This window comes from Candidatus Frankia nodulisporulans (genome assembly GCF_902806475.1).
Taxonomy (GTDB): Bacteria; Actinomycetota; Actinomycetes; order Frankiales; family Frankiaceae; genus Frankia; species Frankia umida.
Map to the genome: position 1 here is coordinate 20,612 of NZ_CADCWS010000015.1, position 17,234 is coordinate 37,845.

At 73.7% G+C, this 17,234-nt stretch carries 5 protein-coding genes; all 5 read right to left on the bottom strand.

Translation table 11 applies throughout. The annotated features are described in order from the left end of the window. Positions 1-9: 9 nt before the first annotated feature. Positions 10-1,215 carry a glycosyltransferase gene (locus G6R24_RS03335; RefSeq protein WP_163547689.1) on the bottom strand — a complete coding sequence of 402 codons (1,206 nt, stop codon included), beginning with the start codon at positions 1,213-1,215 and terminating at the stop codon, positions 10-12. Continuing rightward, complete coding sequence (locus G6R24_RS03340; RefSeq protein WP_163547690.1) at positions 1,212-2,132, bottom strand: alpha/beta fold hydrolase; 921 nt, start codon at positions 2,130-2,132, stop codon at positions 1,212-1,214. Before G6R24_RS03340 ends, G6R24_RS03335 begins: the two co-directional genes overlap by 4 nt. 97 nt (positions 2,133-2,229) lie before the next feature. Beyond that, a complete protein-coding gene (locus G6R24_RS03345) occupies positions 2,230-2,541 on the bottom strand; it encodes an acyl carrier protein (RefSeq protein ID WP_163547691.1) in 312 nt (103 codons plus the stop codon). A gap of 59 nt (positions 2,542-2,600) precedes the next feature. Further along, positions 2,601-7,949 carry a type I polyketide synthase gene (locus G6R24_RS03350; RefSeq protein ID WP_163547692.1) on the bottom strand — a complete coding sequence of 1,783 codons (5,349 nt, stop codon included), beginning with the start codon at positions 7,947-7,949 and terminating at the stop codon, positions 2,601-2,603. Next, on the bottom strand, positions 7,942-16,158 hold the full coding sequence (locus G6R24_RS03355; protein WP_225438068.1) for a type I polyketide synthase: 8,217 nt from the start codon (positions 16,156-16,158) through the stop codon (positions 7,942-7,944). The genes G6R24_RS03350 and G6R24_RS03355 overlap by 8 nt, the downstream gene beginning before the upstream one ends. Between the last annotated feature and the right edge of the window lie 1,076 nt (positions 16,159-17,234).

Here is a 17,234-nt window from a genome sequence, read left to right on the forward strand (position 1 = left end):
CCGCTCACCTCATGCGACCAACTTCTCGACGTGGTCGGCCGCGGCGGCGACCCCGCCGGCGAGCCGGAAGGCGTCGCGCAGCCGCTCGGCCGCGAGTCGGTGGATCGGGTCGTCCAGAACGGCGCTCACCGCGGCCCGCACATTGGACGCGGCGGCGCGGCCGAACTTGATCCGCACCCCGGCGCCGGTGCGCACCACCTGTTCGGCGATGATCGGCTGATCATCACGGACGGGGGCGACGACCAGGGGCAGGCCGTGGGTGAGCGCCTCGCACACGGTGTTGTTACCGGCGTGGCAGACCACCGCCGACAGCCTGCTCATCAGCTCGATCTGCGGCACCGACTCGGTGACCAGCAGGTCGTCGGGGGCGTTGAGGTCGTCGATGAGCCCCGGTGGGGCCACCACGATCGCCTGCACCCGGTCGGTGAGGGTCAGCAGCCCTTCCGCCGCGGCCCGCAGGAACCGGCCACCGGCCTCCCGGGTGACGGTGCCCAGCGAGACGAGCACCGCGGCGCGCCGCGGGTCCAGCCACTCCCAGGGAAACGGGGTACTGGCGACCCGCAGTCCACCGGCGGCGCTGCCGACGAAGACCGTGTTGCGGGGTGCGACCGACACCTGCGGGGTGTCCGGGCGGCGCAACAGGTCGGCGACGGAGAAGACGATGACCAGTTCGTCGGAGAAGCGCAGATCGACGGCGTCCGCGTCCGCGCTGGTCAGGCCGTGGGTGAGCTGGAAGTCGCGGAGCAGCCCGCGGACCCACTGGCCGAGACCGGCGAGCACCCCGTAGGGATCGTCGAGTTCGGCGGAGGTGGTGGCGAGGGTCGCCCAGTGCAGCCCGTGGCGCCGGGCGACCAAGGCCGCGCCGATCGCCTGCTGGTCGGCGACGATCGCGTCCGGGTGGAACCGCGCGACGACCTGTTCGATCGCGGGGATCATCGCGGTGTTCAGCGGAAGCAGGAACTCCTCCCACAGGAACTTCAGCGACGCCGGGCCGCGCAGCCCACGCGAACGGGCGACGACGGCCTCCCGGTCGGCGTCGCCGGGCAGGTCCGGCAACCCGAACACGGTCATCCCGGCGGGGATCAGATGGCCGATCACGTCCAGGTGGCCGGCGATCGCGACCTCATGGCCGCGGGCGGCGAGTTCACCGGCGACCCCGATCGCCGGGTTGACATGCCCGGTCAGCGGCGGAACCACGAACAGCACCCGGCTCATCCGCGGCCGCCCTCCGCCGCGGCCGCGGGCCGGGGGGTGTTGAGATCGGGCGGCGGCACCATGTCGGTCACCCACCGCGGGGTCTCGAAACGCCGTTCGGTCCGCGGGACGTAGACGGGCGGTTCGGTGCCGCGATCCTCGAACAGCCACCAGCGCATCAGCTCACGCAGGTAGCCGGTGGCCTCCCGCAGCACCATGTGGGTGTGGTGGGCGAGGACCACCAGGGTCGTGTCCGGGATGACCGATGTGAGGGTCTCGGCCTGGTCGACGATGTCCGAGTTCTCCCCGTAGACGACGAGGACGGGCATCGCCAGTCGACCGAGCGCCTCGGTGGAGAACGGCTGGGTCGCCAGCATGTCGCCGGCGATCGTCGTCTCCTGCAGCAGCCGGCGGGCCGAGCGGGTCGCGCGGCCCGCGACCCGACCGGCGGCCTGCTGCAACCACTGCTCGACCTCGTCGTCGGACATCGCCGCGAGGATCTGGCTCAGCGACCGGGCCATCTCCTCGCCGAGCCCCTCCAGCAGGAACGGCGGTTCGATCAGGGTCAGACTCGCCACCCGTTCGCCGTGTTCCAGCCCGTAGGCGAGGGCCATCGTCGCGCCGTAGCTGTTGCCGACGAGGTGCACCGGCTGGTCCACGCCGAGCTCGTCGAGCAGGCCCGTCAGGTCGGCCAGCGAGTCGGTGAGCCGGTAGCCCTCCGGGGTGCGTTCGCTGCGGCCGTGACCACGCAGGTCGTAGCAGATGACGTCGCAGCCGGCATCGGCGAGATAGGTGCCCAGCGACAGATAGAAACTGGACATGTTGTCCATGACCATGCCGTGCAGCATCACGACGGTCGGGATGTCGGTGCCCGCACCGCCTGGCGGGCCGATCCGCTGCACGTGCAGCCGGACGTCGTTCGCGACGATCTCACTCACTCGCACCACTCTCCTGCTCGGTCGCTGAGTCCCCCAGCACCGCTGTCCCCCAGTACGGCTGTTACCCGGATGCCTGTCCCTCGGGACGGCTGTCGGCTCAGATCGAACCGGTCGTCGCCGGGGTGGGCTGGCTGTCGACGACGAACTCCACCACCTCACCGACCCGCATGTTGATGACCTGGTCGACGTCCCGGGTGGCCAGGAAACCGACGAAGTCGACGGCGTCGCCGTACCGCTCACGCAGCCGGTCGGCGAGCGCGACGAACTCGATGCTTTCCAGTTCGAGGTCCTCGCTGAACGACGTGTCCATAGTGATCTTCATGTCGAACGCGTATTCCTCGCCAATGACGTCGCGGACGTCTTCGGCGATCTCCTCGAGCACGCGGGTCTCCACCGCTGGCCGGTCCATCTGCGCCACCTTTTCCCCGGTCGCCGCTGGGACGCCGGTCACGATTGTCTGCTGCGCTGTCATCTGGAAAAGCTCCGTTCCCCGACACCGTCACGCTGGTGCGCACCGCCGGGACGCCCGGCCACGACATCGGCCTCGACCTCGGGTGAGGTCCAGGCGACGACATAGCGCGCGGGAATGTCGGCACGGTCGGCGGACGCCGCGGAATCCGGACGGCCGGAGCCGATCCGCGCATCGTCGGGCAGAATCCGGCCGGCGGCATCCACGGTACGCAATGCCACCCACCGCCCATACGACCGCCGGTCGCCCCCGGCCCCCGGTTCCCCCGCGGCCTGATCACCCACGGCCAGGTCACCGGCCACGGTGACCCGCAGCAGCAACGGCGGGCCGGCCGTGCCGCTGGCGGGAAACGACGACCACACCGGCGGCGCCGGATACGGTCCGTCGACGACGAACTGGCGTGGACGACCCGCCAGACCCGTGCCCCGCGCCTTCGCCGCCGCCTCCTTCGCCGCCCACAGCCGGGTGAACCACACCGCCCGCGCCGCGGCGTCGTCGCCGGCGAGCCGGTCGAGCAGATCCACCTCGGACGGGGTGAGCGCGGCCCGCTCCACGCCGGGGGCGCGCGCCACGATCCGCTCCACGTCGATGCCGACCGAACCGGCGGCCGACACCAGCGCGACGGCCAGTTCCGGCTTGTGCGCCAGCGACACCCAGGGCGCGTCAAGGACCGGCACACCCGCCCGCACCGGCAGCGGCCGGACCCGGGGGGCACCGAGCGGGTCGTTGTCGATCCCGACCTCGATCGCCCAGACCGGCCCGGCACCGCGGTCCCACAGCCAGCGACGGACGGCGTCCTGAGCGGCGATGCGGCCCAGCAGCCGGCCGCGGGCGGCCCGCGGGTTCAGTGCGGCGAGCCTGGCCCGGGCCTCCGCGTCCAGGTAGTGACGCACGATCAGTTCCCGGGAGGCCGACTCGCTCCACCGGTCGAGCGCCACCAGCCAGCCCTCACCGGCGGGCTGCGCGACGGTGTGCAGCTCCGGGGAACGCACCATCGTCCACAGCACCGCGTCGTTGGCGAACCGGCGATCGGTCCAGGCGGTGATGATCGCCCAGCACCGCCCGTCGGCCCGGCGCAGTTCCAGATCGGCGACGACGGTCCGCTCGGCCACCGCGCGGATGCGCACCACGCAGTCCAACGCCTCGCCGACGACCGGCGGCGGGCCGAAGAAACGCACGTCCGCGATGGACTGGGGCAGCAGCAGCGAATTCTGCGCCAGATGTTCCATCGCCCAGTACCCGAACAGCTGCCCGGCGTTGTCCAACAACGCTCCGGACGCGGACGGCACCCGCAGCCGCCCCCGAACACCACCCGAGGCGATCCCGTCGATGTGTTCGACGCCCTGATAGCCGGGGCCGTGGAACAGAAACCGGCCGCGGTAGAGATCCGGCCCCTGCTGGCGCGGCGCACGTTCGTCCGGCAGGACGGGTGTGCCCGCCGGAGCCGGCAGATCCGCGGTGGTCGGACTCGTCACCGGTGGGCTCGGATAGCCGGCGGCGAACAGCACCGTGCCGCGGGCGTACCCCTCGACACTGACCCGCACCGCTTCGACCGCTTCGAGTTCCCCGGCCGCCGTGCCGTCGTCGCGCGGCCCGCGCTCCAGCGCGGCGGGCTCGACCGCGCTCAGGGTGATCGTCACCTCGACGGCGGGCTCGATCGCGAGCCAGCGCAGCGCCCGCACGTCCCGCAGCCCGATCGGCACCCGTCCGGGTAGCAGCGCCGCCGCCTCGGCGATCATCAGCTCCAGGACCTCGGTCATCGGCACGACCGGAAAATGGTCGGAATGGTCGGTCCAGCCCGGCGGCTGCCGGTAGAAGCAGTGGTCGACGACGTGCGGCATCGACGCCAGCGACAGCCGACGCACCACGGTGCGCGGCCCCGCCCCCAGCCCGGACGACGCCACCGCCCCGGATGACGGCAACCCCCCGGACGACGGCACCGCCCCGGACGGCCCAGGCGGTACGCCCGCCCCGACCGGCGCCGAGGATCCGACCAGCCCGTTGGACGCGGCGGACCTGGACGAACCAGCCGATCTCGCGGGCACCGAGGGCCTGGACGGCCTGGACGGCCTGGACGGCCTTGAGGGTCTGGACGGTCTGGCCGGCGCGGCCACTCGCCGCCCGGGCGAGGCGCTCCGGTCGCGAGCGGCGGGCGAACCCGGCGCCGCCCCGTTCCAGCGGTCGACGACAGCGGTCAGGGCCTGGTCCCCGTCCGCCAGCACGCCCTGCAGCTCGGCCAGCACAGGCGACCCGACCGCTCCGGGTGACCCGACGGTGGCAGGTGACCCGACGGGCACTGTGGCAGGCGCGGCCACCGGCGCGGCCTGGGGGGTCTGGGGGGTCTGGGCGGACGGGCGGCCCAGCAGGTCGGCGGCGGCGGGCCCGAGGCGCACCAGGGGCGTTCCCAGTCGCAACGGGACGGGCCGGCCTCCGCCGCGTGGCAGCTGCACGCGCCGGCCGGGCGGTGTCACGGGCGCCCCGGTTACCACTGGGGGCGCGGGCGGCGTGGGGCGGGTCCGGCAGGGCAGCAGGTCCAGGCGCGGCGCGGCACCCTCGGCCCACAGCGCGGCGGCGACCCGGCGCAGCTGTTCCAGACCTGACCGCTTCGGTGTGTTCGAGACCAGGGAGAGATGTTCCCGTCCGCGCAGCGTGTCATCGACGAACCCGGCGATGCTGCCGACACCGACCTGCACGAACGCCCGCGCCCCGGACGCGTACAGCTCGTCGAGCAGCTCCCGGAACCGCACCGGCGCGACGAGGTGGCGCAGCGTCAGGTCGCGCACCTCGTCGTGGTCACGGGGGTAGGGCGCCGCGGTCGTCGCCGACCAGATCGGCACCGTCGCCTCGGCGAAGGTGGTGGCATCGATCGCGGTGCGCGCGACGTCCTGGTAGGGCTCGAAGAACGGGGAGTGGAAACCGGAGCGGAACGGCAACAGCCGGCCGAGCACGCCGGCGCGGCGCAGTTCGTCCAGCGCGGCGCGCACGCTGTCCTCCCGCCCGCAGATGATCGACTGATGCGGGCAGTTGTCGTGCGACAGGACGACCTCGTCGAGGTGCGCGATCACCGCGCCCGCCTGCTCGGCGCCGCAGCCCAGCGCCCCGAAGGCGACCCCGGGAACCTCGAGGGAGGCCGGGTCGAACCCGGCGATGAACGAGTCGGCGAAGGCGTCGGTGACCAGCCCGCAGGAGATCATCGCGTTCCACTCGCCGATGCTGTGCCCGCCGACGAGGTCGGGGACGATGCCGAGCCGGCGCAACGCGAGGTCGAGGATCCGGCCGACCTCGATGCTCGCCACGCCGTGCCGCCCCAGCACGGCGGTGTCGGTGGCGTTGGGTCCGTCAAGGCCGAAATGGTCGCAGACGTCGTCGACGCGCGGGGTGAAGTTGTCCTCGAGCCCGCAGAACAGGAACGCCGTCTGCCCGGCGCCGGCCGGGTTCGCCGGGTCGAGCAGGCCGGTGGGGCTGAACCACAGGTCGTTGCGGCCCCGCCAGGGCGTTCCTCGTCCGACCGCGGTGCGGGCGAGGGCGAGACGCCGCGCGTTCGGCGCGACCAGCGCCAGTCGCCAGGGCCCGCCGGTGGGCGGGGCCGCGGCGTCGTCGCGGTCCAGCAGTTCGGCATCGGGCCGGTCCAGCTGGGCGAGAAGATCGTCCGGCCCGGAACCGGCCAGCAGCAGCACCCGTTCGGCGTCCGCGTCCGCCCCCAGCTCACCGGACGACACCCCGCCGGACGACACCACCATGCCGGACGGCGAGGCGGCGGCGGACGACGCGGCCGTGGGAGCGGGGAAGGTGCGGGCGGCGGTGACCGGGATGTCCGGCGGGGCCTCCTCGACGACGAGGTGCGCGTTGATGCCGCCGAAGCCGAAGGCGTTGACGCCGGCCCGGCGCGGACCCCCGCCCGCCGGTTCGGCCCAGGGGGTGGCGGTGCGCACGGGGGCGAACCGGCTGGCGGCGAAGGCCGGATGCGGTTCGTCGCAGTGCAGCGTGGGTGGCAGCGTCCGGTGGTGCAGCGCGAGGGCCGTCTTGATCAGACCGGCCGCGCCCGCCGCCGGCATCGCATGGCCGATCATGGACTTGACGGACCCGAGGCCGATGCCACCCACATCAGCGGCTGCGGCCTGGCCGAAGACCTCGGCGAGGGTGGCGAGTTCCACCGCGTCACCGGCGGGGGTGGCGGTGCCGTGCGCCTCGAGCAGGCCGATCGCGCCGGGGGCGGTCGGGTCGAGTCCGGCGTCCGCCCAGGCCCGTCGCACGGCGAGGACCTGACCGCTGGTGTCGGGGGCCATCAGCGAGGCACCGCGCCCGTCGCTGGACGCCCCGGCGCCGCGCAGCACCGCGTAGACGCGGTCGCCGTCGCGGCGGGCGTCGTCCAGCCGGCGCAGCACCAGCATGCCCACGCCCTCGCCGATGACGATGCCGTCGGCGCGCCGGTCGAACGGCCGGATCACCTCGCTCGGTGACAGCGCCCGCAGCAGCGTGAACACACTCCAGAACGACGCCTCATGGACGAGATGGGCGCCACCGACGATCATCGCGTCGGTCCGGTGGGAGCCGAGGTCGCGCAGCGCCGACTCGACGGCGATCAGCGACGAGGCGCAGGCCGCGTCCACCGTGTAGGCGGGTCCGCGCAGGTCGAGCCGATTCGCGATCCGGGACGCGGCGAGGTTGGGCACCAGGCCGATCGACGCCTCGGCGCGCACCGGCCCAAGCTGGTCGCAGAAGGCCGCGCGGACCCGTTCGACGGCGTCCGCCGGCAGGTCCGGCAGCACCTCCCGCAGGGTCGTGACGAGCTGACGTGAGGTGCGGACCCGCTGTTCGAGCCGGGCCACGCCGGAGCCGACGTAGCCACCGCGGCCGAGGACCACGCCGACCCGGTCGGCGTCACCGAGCCGGTCCGCTCCCCCGGCGTCCGTGATCGCCTCGGCGGTCAGGCGCAACGCGAGCAGCTGGTCGGGTTCGGCCCAGTCCACGGCGTTCGGGACGATGCCGAACGCCGTCGGATCGAAGGCCGCCAGATCGTCCACGAACCCGCCACGCCGACAGTAGAACGCGCCCCCGTCAGCGGCCGAGCCGCCCGAGCCGCCCTGGCCGCCCTGGCCGCTCAGGCCCGAGACACCGGAGCCGCCCAGCCCACCGGCCGCGGACGGCGCGGCGAAGTAGTCCTCGACGTCGAACCGGCCGGGGGGGATGGCGCCCACCGCGTCCACCCCGCCGACGATGTTGCGCCAGAAGGCACCGAGGTCACCCGCGCCGGGAAACAGCGCCGACATGCCGACGATGGCGATCGGCACCGCGCCACCCCGGCCCCCCGCTGCGCCGCCGGGAACCGGCGCGACGGGTTCAGGCATCGAACGCCTCCGCGTCCGCGCACATGTAGACCACCTGCGCGGGACCATCGAGCGGGCCGGCGAGCTCCGCGAGCAGCGCCTCGACCCCCTCGACCGGGTCGATCAGCCCGATGCCACGCCGGGCGTACTCGCGGGCGAGCTCCGGCGAGACCATCCCGCCGCCGGCGTGGGACGAACCCCAGGGGCCCCAGTCCACGCTGACGACCCGGCCGGCGAACCGCCCGGACGCCGCGCGGGCAAGCGTGTCGAGCGCGTCGTTACCGGCGGCGTAGTCGACCTGACCGCGGTTGCCGAACACACCGGCGACGCTGCCGAACAGAGCGACGAAGCCGATGTCGTCGCGCGCCGCCGCGAGCAGCGCCCGCGCGCCGCCGACCTTCGTATCGTACACACGTTCGAAAGAGTCGGATGTCTTGTCCCGCAGGAGCCGGTCGGCGAGCACCCCGGCACCGTGGATGATCCCGTCGAGCCGGCCATGGCGGGCGTAGACGTCGGCGACGACCGCCGCCACGGCCTCCGGGTCACGCACGTCCACCGCGTGATAGCGCACCGAGGAACCGAACTGACCCAGCGTGGCGAGCGTCGCGCGCACCTCCCGTTCGGCGAGCAGCCGGACGATCCGTGCCTCGATCTCCGCCGGGCGGCGCACCCCCGCGGCGATGAACGCCCGGCGCAACGCCGGGGCGTCCGACGCGGACGCCGTCGCCGCGTCCTCCGGTCCGGTCGGCAGCGGTGTGCGACCCACCAGTTCGATCGCGCAGCCACTGCGGCGAGCCAGCTCCACCGCGACCCGGGCCGTGATCCCCCGTGCGCCGCCGGTCAGCAGCACCACCGCGGACGCGTCGAGGGCCGCGGGCAGCGCACCGCCGTCCGGTCCGGGGGCCGGGCGCAGCCGAACCACCGCCCGGGCGCCGTCCCGGTAGCCGACGACCAGCGGCCCATCGGCGGTGAGCAGTTCGGTGAACAGACTGTCGGCGATGCCCCGCGGTTCCTCCTTGGGTTCCACGTCGACCAGCCGCAGCGTCAGTCCCGGCACCTCCCGGGCGATCGTGCGGACCAGCCCGGCCAGCCCCGCTCCGCGGGTCGGGCGCACCGCGGACCGCTCGACCTCGATCTCACGTTCCGCCCCGTTGGCGACCCTGGCGCCGGCGGCCCGGCCCGGCACCGCCGGCGTCGGGCAGCCGAAACGTCCGCCGTCGCCGGTGACCACCAGCACCCGCCGGCAGCCACCAAGCGCCGCGGCCCGCAGCGCCGGGAAGGCCGCCGGCAGCACCGCGTCCTCCTGGGCATCCGGATCGGCGGAGGCGATCCAGGCCAGACCGTCGGCGCCGACCCCGGCCCGGATCTGGTCGACCAGTCCCCGGTCGTGCGCGGCGAGGATACGCACCTCGGCGCCGGCCCGTTCCAGCCGGGTCGCCAGCCCGACCCCGAGGCCACCCTCGACCAGCAGGAACCGAGCTCCGCGCAGGTCGGTGGCGCCCACCTGCGCGGGCGGTTCGGCCTCCTGTACCTCGACGACGTACCGCCGCAGCGGGAACACAGCGGACGGCTCGGCTTCACGCGCACCGCCCGTGGACCGCGCCGCACCCGCGGCCGCGGCCCGGGAGACACCGGCCAACGCCGGCTGGGAGCTGGGATCATCGGAGTGGTGACCCGCCGAGGTCAGCGAAGCCTGTTCGGGCATGACGACATCGGCGAACGCCGGACCGGCGAAGGTCGCCGCGGTGCCGTTGGAGTTCGAGCCGCCCGTCGGCATGCCGGCGAACGACCCGGTCCCGACCGGCGAGGCACCACCCGGGGCCGACGGGCCCGGGCCGCCCGGCGCGGACGGACCCGTCCACGCCGGATCATCGGGGCCCTGGACCGGCACCCGGACCGGGTCCGCCACGGCCGCCGGCTCCCCCGGACCGGGGCGGGCGACGATCCAGTCGACGATGCCGCGCACCGTCTTGATCGCGGCCAGCTCCTCGACCACCGACTCGTCCAGCTCACCGGAACCCGGCGCCGCCAACCCCAACCGACCGGCCAGCTCCCCGAGCACCTCCGTCCGCTTGATCGAGTCGATCGACAGATCAGCCTCAAGATCCAGATCCGGTTCGAGCATCTCCACCGGATAACCGGTCTGCTCCGCGATCACCCCGACCACCACATCGGACACCGCCACCCGGTCCAACCCCACCGACGACGCCGCGGCGACCGGCTCCACCGCCACCGACACAGCGGCGACCGGCTCCACCGCCACCGACACAGCGGCGACCGGCTCCACCGCCACCGACACAGTCGCGACCGGCACCCCGGCGCCGTTTCCACCCGCCGGTGACCCCTGACCCGCGGCCAGGCCCACCGGGCCGCCCACCGCCACATCGGGACGGACCTGCGGCGGAACGCCCGCCCGGGCAGCGGACACGACCGCCGGCACGACAGCCGCCGGGAGGGCGGCCGGTGGCGCCGCGGGATGGTCGGCGTACCCGGCCGGGTCGTAGCCCAGGTAGCCAAGCACGACATCACGCTGCGCGGCGATCATCTCGCGGCTGGTTCGCAGGAAATCCAGGACGACGGCCTCCACCGGACCATCACCTCCAAACTCGGGCGTGGTCTCGGTCGTCGAAACGTCGACCGTGGACGTGGGCGGTGGCGTGGCGTTGGCCGACACCACCGGGTTGGTCAGGGATCGCGGCGCCGGTAGGGCGGGCGCCGGTCCGTGACCGTTGGACGAGCTGTCGACGGCAGGCGCCGTACCAGGGGTGACACTCGCGGCGGCCACCGGAACGGCCGTAGCCACCGGAACGGCCGTAGCCACCGGAACGGCCGTAGCCACCGGAACGGCCGTAGCCACCGGAACGGCCGTAGCCACCGGAACGGCCGTAGCCACCGGAACGGCCGTAGCCACCGGAACGGCGGTGGCGACCGCCGGCGCCGCGGTGGCGGTGGGAACAGCGCCGCCGGCCGGGGTGAGCTGGCGTGGCGGCTGCAGACCACCGGCGACATGGGTGCCGTCGACGGTGCGGACGTAGGCCCCGTCGATCGTCCAGCCAGGACGGCGCGGGATGTCGCTCGCGGCGACGATCCGTGCGTCGCGGCCGACGAACAGGGGGGACGGATCGACGGCGACGCCGGCGGCGGCGAGTTCGGCGACGGCGAGCAGCAACCGGCGCACCCCGGACTCACCGGCGACATCGGTGGCGACCACCCGGTGCGGCCGCGTCCCGAGGATCTTCGAGACCAGCTGGGACAGCACGCGGCCGGGGCCCGCCTCGATGAACGTCCGCACACCGGCGGCGTACATCGCCTCGATCTGCTCGACGAACCGCACCGGCGCGGCCACCTGACCGGCGAGCGCCGCCCGGATCTCCGCCGGTGTGCTCGGATACGGCGCCGCGGTGGTGTTGGACCAGACGGTCCGGTGCGCGGACTCGACCGGGATGTCGGCGAGCAGAGTGGCCAGGGTGTGCGCGGCGGCGGCCACCACCGGGCTGTGGAAGGCGCAGGCCACCGGAATGCGCCGGGCCGTCAGACCGGCCTGCGCGAACGCCTCGATCGCCCGGGTCAGTGCCGCGGTCGGCCCGGAGACGGCGACCTGACGAGGCGCGTTGTGGTTGGCGACCACCACGGTGCCCTCGGCCCCGTCGGCGCGCAGGTCGGCGAGAACCGCCCGGACCTGCTCGATGGGAGCGGCCACGGCGGCCATCGCGCCGGGGTCGTCGCCCGCGGCGGCCAGGATCGCGCCGGCCCGCGCCTCGCTGAGCCCGATCAGGTCAGCCCGGTCGAGCACGCCGGCGGCGACCAGGGCGACGAGTTCGCCGTAGGAGTGGCCACCGACATGATCGGGTCGGATACCCAGGCCCGCGAGCAGGTCGTGCATGGCCAGGCCGGCCAGGCCCAGGGTGGGCTGCGCGGCCCGGGTGTCGGTGATCGCCGCGACCTGGGCGTCTCGTCCGGCGCGGGTGAAGGCCGCCGGCGGGAACATCGTGTCGACCCACTGGGGGGCGAGGTCGAGGACCTCACGCAGCCGCGGGAACGCCACGAACAGGTCGGCGAGCATCCCCGGCCGCTGGCTGCCCTGACCGGGGAACAGCATCGCGGTCGCCCCCGGACCAACACCATCGCCGGCGTCAGCGTCGTCGGCGCGGACGAACCGACCGGCCTTCGGGTCCGCGGTGAACGTGCGGGCCGCCTCGATCGCGCCCGGCAGGGCAGCCAGGTCGTCGACGACGAAGGCGACCTGGACCGGCCCGCCGCCGGCGCTGGCCGTGCGGGCGAGGTCACGCAGCCGCAGCGGATGGCCGGCCGTGGCGCTGGCGGTGACGAGCTGTGTGAGTCGGTCCAGGGCCCGGCCGGCGGCCGCCCGGTCGGCACCGCGGATCACGAACAGTTCCGCGGGCCACTGGTCGAGGCCGTGGCTGGGTTCCGGAGCGCCGTCGTAGGCCGAGAGCACGACGTGGAAGTTCGTGCCGCCGAACCCGAACGCGGACACGCCGGCGTGACGGTCCGCGGCCGGCGCCACCCAGGGCTTGGCCGACTGGTCGAAGTAGAACGGGCTGGTGTCGGCCTGCCAGTAGGCGTTGGGGGTGTCGATGTGCAGCGTCGGCGGACGCACCCCGGTCTCCAGCGACTTCGCCACCTTGATCAGCCCGGCCAGGCCGGCGGCGCACTTGGTGTGCCCGATCTGCGACTTCACCGAGCCCACCGCGCACGAACCGGGCTCGGCGCCGTTGTCGACGAACATCTCGGTGAGGGTGGCGAGTTCGGTGCGGTCACCGACCACGGTGCCGGTGGCGTGCGCCTCGAGCAGACCGACGTCACGCGGGGAGATCCCGGCCCGCGAGTAGGCCCGTTCCAGCGCGCGGACCTGGCCCTCCTTACGCGGGGCGGTCAGGCCCAGCGCCCGCCCGTCGGACGAGCCGGCCACCGCGCGGATCACGGCGTGGATGCGGTCGCCGTCGCGCTCGGCGTCGGCGAGCCGTTTGAGCACCACGACCGCGGCGCCCTCACCGAGGCTGGTGCCGTCGGCCCCGGAGTCGAAACTGCGGCACCGCCCGTTCGGCGACAGCGCGTGCACCGAGGAGAACAGCAGGAAGTCATGGGCGCCGGCGTGGGTGTCCACACCCCCGCACAGCACCAGGTCGGAGGTACCGGCGACCAGTTCCTTGCAGCCGGCGTCCAAGGCGGCCAGCGACGACGCGCAGGCCGCGTCGACGGTGAAGTTCACCCCGCCGAGGTCGAGCCGGTTCGCGACCCGTCCGGCGATGACGTTCGCGAGCATACCGGGGAAGGAGTCCTCGTCCAGCTCGGGCAGGAACGCCTCGAGCTCCGCCGGCAGGGAACCGAGCAGTCCCGGCCACAGGGAACGCATGCTGTAGGCGGCGGACAGGTCGGTACCGGCCTCGGTCCCGAACACCACCGACGCGCGCGACCGGTCGAACGGACGGCCTTCACCGGGGCCCTTCTGGGCCGTGTCGTATCCGGCGCCGCGCAACGCCCGCGCGGCGACCTCGAGCGCCAGCAGCTGGCTGGTCTCGATACTGCGCAGCGCCCGCGGCGGGATGCCGTAGGCCAGCGCGTCGAACGGGATGCGCGGCAGGAAACCACCCCACTTCGACGGGGTGTGCCGGCCGGCTTCCTTGGTCACCGCGTCGGGACGGTAGTAGATCCGCGGGTCCCACCGGTCGTCCGGCACCTCGCGGATGGCGTCGACACCGGCCACGATGTTCGCCCAGTAGGAGTCGAGATCGGCGGCGTCCGGGAAGACCGCCGCCATGCCGACGATGGCGATGTCCAACGGTCGTGCGTCGCCGTCCCCGACCGGCACCGCCGTGGCCGGCCCGGTGTGGCTGGACGGCCCGGTGGTCAGGCCCAGATCGGCGGCGCGGGCCGCCAGCGCCTGGCCGGCACCGCTGGTGACCTCCTCGTGCAGGTCGGCGACCGTCGTGCGGGCCGAGCGCAGCGCCGCCACCTGACCGATCATGAACATTCCCTCCCGGACCTGCAGCGCGGGGTCGACCTGGACGAGCCGGTCACCGTCGCGGCGCAGGCCCTTGCTGGCCACCCGCAGCCGGCCCAGGTTCAGCGACTCCAGCTCCTGCCACATCTGCTGGCGGGGCGCGCCGGCGGCCAGCAGCTCCCTGCGGCGGTCGAGGAAGGTGCGCACGAAGTCGGACTCGACGCACCGGGTGGCATGCCCGGGTGAGGTCTCCAGCAGGACGGTGCGTTCGCAGTCAAGCGCGGCCTGCTGGAAGCCAGTCATGATCGCACCGGACGTGACCGCCTCGGTGGTGAACAGGTAGGCGGTGCCCATCAGCACGCCGACGCGCGCACCGCGGGCGGCCAGGGGGGCCGCGGCGGCCGCGACCATCGCCGCCGACCGGGCGTCATGCACCCCGCCGGCGAACAGCAGGTGCAGTTCGGCGAAGAAGTCGGGTCCGGCCGCCGCGGACTCCCCGTAGGCGAGCAGACCCGCGATCTGGGCCTCCCACAGCGGGAAGCTCGCCCGCGGACCGACGTGCCCGCCGCACTCGCGTCCCTCGAAGACGAACTTGCGGGCGCCTTCGGTCAGGAACCGTCCGAGCAGGCCCGGCGAGGGCACGTGGAGGAACGTGTCGATGCCGGCGGCCTCCAGCGGGGCGGCCTGGGACGGACGTCCACCGGCGATGATCGCGCACGGCGGACGGATCTCACGGACCGCCTCGAGTTGGGCCGCGCGCAGCTGCGGCGGGGCGAATCCGAGGATGCCGACGCCCCACGGCACGTCGCCAAGCTGGTCGGCGGTGCGGGCCAGCAGCTCGCGGGTGGCCGGCCCGCTCATCAGCGCCAGGGCCAGAAACGGCAGGCCGCCGCCGTCCGCCACGGCCCGGGCGAACTCGGCCCGGTCGCTGACCCGGGTCATCGGACCCTGCGCGATCGGGTAGCGCAGGCCGCGGTCGGCCGCGAACGGCGAGCCGGCGTCGAGCGGACGCACCCGCCCGGCGGTGGCCAGACCCTCGCGGATCGCCGCCCGTACCGCCCGCACCACCGCGCCGGCGTGGCGGAACCGGTCGGCGAAGGCGGCGGCGAACGCCCCGTCCTGGCCGATCGGCAGAAACTGTTCACTCAGATCCCGGGCACCCAGCCGGGCCGCGACCCACGCCGCCCGCTCCTGAGCCTGATCCCGCCCGTCCTGGCTGGCCTGGTCGTCCTGCCCGGCCTGGTCGTCCTGCCCGGCCTGGTCGTCCTGCCCGGCCTGGTCGTCCTGCCCGGCCTGGTCGTCCTGCCCGGCCTGGTCGTCCTGCCCGGCCTGGTCGTCCTGCCCGGCCCGGTCGTCCTGGCTGGCCCGGTCGTCCGGGCTGGCCTGGTCCGGCGCGGCGGCGTCGGGCGAGTGTTCCGCCTGACGGGGAGCGGTAACGGACAGCGCGCCGTCGGAGGCGATCTCGCCGCCGGTGGCCCGCAGGTCGGCGACCGGCCGGCCGGAGCCGACCAGACCCGCGATGGGCAGATCGGGCCGGGTGTAGAGCCGGTGGCCGCCGTACAGGGCGGTCTCACTGCCGTCCATCGCCCGGATCGCCGCCGCCACCCGCTCGGGCAGTTCCAGTTCCTGGACGAGCGCGAGCTGGGCGTCGAGTACGACCCCCGCCGCGCCACCGGCGACCGCGGCGGCCGCCGTGGCCAGGCCGATCCCACCGGCGGCGAAGACCGGCACGTCCCGTCCGGCGGTGGCGCTGGGGCCGTCCTCGGCGAGCAGATGCTGGAGCAGCGTGAACGTGGTCAGGTCACCGACCGCGCCGCCGGACTCGTTACCCCGTGCGAGCAGACCGGTGGCGCCAGCCTCGATCGCGGCCACGGCCGCGCCGACCGAGGTCACCTCGACCCACACCTGCCGGCCGGTCGCCGTCACCTCACCCACCGACCAGCCTCGTTCCGGCGCGCCGGCGGCGAGCACGACGAGATCCACCGCGTCCGGGAGGTCCCGCGGCGCCAGCGGACAGTCGGTGCCCACGCGGACGCCGAAGGCGCCGGGCGTCCAACGGGTCGCGTCCCGCAGCGCACGATGTGCGACGGACTCGGATCGTCCCAGGTCAAGCACGCCGCGCCCACCTGCGCGCGTCACGGCGGCGACCAGGGCCGGTGCGGGTTCGGCAAACGGTGTGATCACCACAACCAGATCGGCCGCGGTCAGCGGATCACAGCGGTCGCGACCAGTCGAGGACGCGAGGGAATGCGGGACAGCGATGGTCATCGGCAGGTCCTCCTGGCGGCTCGTGACCTGGGGTACAGCGACATGCATGTCGTACTGATCCGGTTCAGGGAGCCCGCTGCGGCCGCGTGGCACGTTGACCGCCGCGACACCGGGCATCCCGACTCGCCCTACTGGCACATGACCCGGATCCATCGCAACCGGACCCAGGACAAGGAAAGCACCCACTTCGCCAACGCGATGGACACGTTTCGACGGCCGAGATCGCCCAGAGCGTCGATGACCTCCTGGCCGGAGCCACTGGGCGACAGACGTCCTGGGGAAGCGGTATCTGTACTGAGTACGCGGAAAACGCACTGACCCCCAGCAACTCTCGTAGAACTGACACGGCGAACTACACGCGGCCCCGGGCGCATAGCCGTCGCGGCATCACCAACGTGCGCGGATACTAGTCCGCCCCGACCTGATCACTCGCACGGTGGCGGCCGCCGGTCGCCGAACGGAGCCACTGGCGTAGCTGGCAGGCATGGGCTGACCTGGTCTGCACCTGCTCGATGACACAGATCACCATGGCCCGACATCGTCCGCGATGTCACCCGTCGCAGTCCGCGCCAAGCCCATAAAAAGGCGGCGAACGCACACACCGGACCGCAGCCTGCAGCAAGCTCAGGAATTCGTGGCCCACCCACCGAAAACCAGGTTCACCGCGCGCCAGCTATTTCCGCTCGGACCCGAAGGCCAATTCCGCATCGGGCACGGCAGCACTGCTTTCCTTTTCTCTGCCACAAATGGCAAACGAGCGAAAAACACCCGGGTACATCGCGCCCAATCGGCGGGAAACGAGCGATCACGACGGGCCCGAGGCGAGGTCGCGCCGCCGGCGGCAGGGGTCAGTGACCGAGGCGACCCGGACGGCGAGAGTGGTACTCGACCGGCCAGTACACCGCCAACCTAGCCACAGCCCACCATCGATCGCAAGCCGGCAGGAGGCCCATCTTGGTCGCCGATCGGACACCGTCCACCGGGGCGACACGGGCCAGGCCAACCACAAATCCGACGCACCGGAATGTAGCAGACATTACACCCGCCCGGGGGGCTGTTCCCACCCTTGGGTATCC

What these genes read in the sequence shown, in the direction of transcription:
- G6R24_RS03335 (WP_163547689.1), bottom strand. Translation starts at nt 1,215, where the DNA reads ATGAGCCGGGTGCTGTTCGTGGTTCCGCCGCTGACCGGGCATGTCAAC.
- G6R24_RS03345 (WP_163547691.1), bottom strand. Translation starts at nt 2,541, where the DNA reads ATGGACCGGCCAGCGGTGGAGACCCGCGTGCTCGAGGAGATCGCCGAA.
- G6R24_RS03350 (WP_163547692.1), bottom strand. Translation starts at nt 7,949, where the DNA reads ATGCCTGAACCCGTCGCGCCGGTTCCCGGCGGCGCAGCGGGGGGCCGG.
- G6R24_RS03355 (WP_225438068.1), bottom strand. Translation starts at nt 16,158, where the DNA reads ATGACCATCGCTGTCCCGCATTCCCTCGCGTCCTCGACTGGTCGCGAC.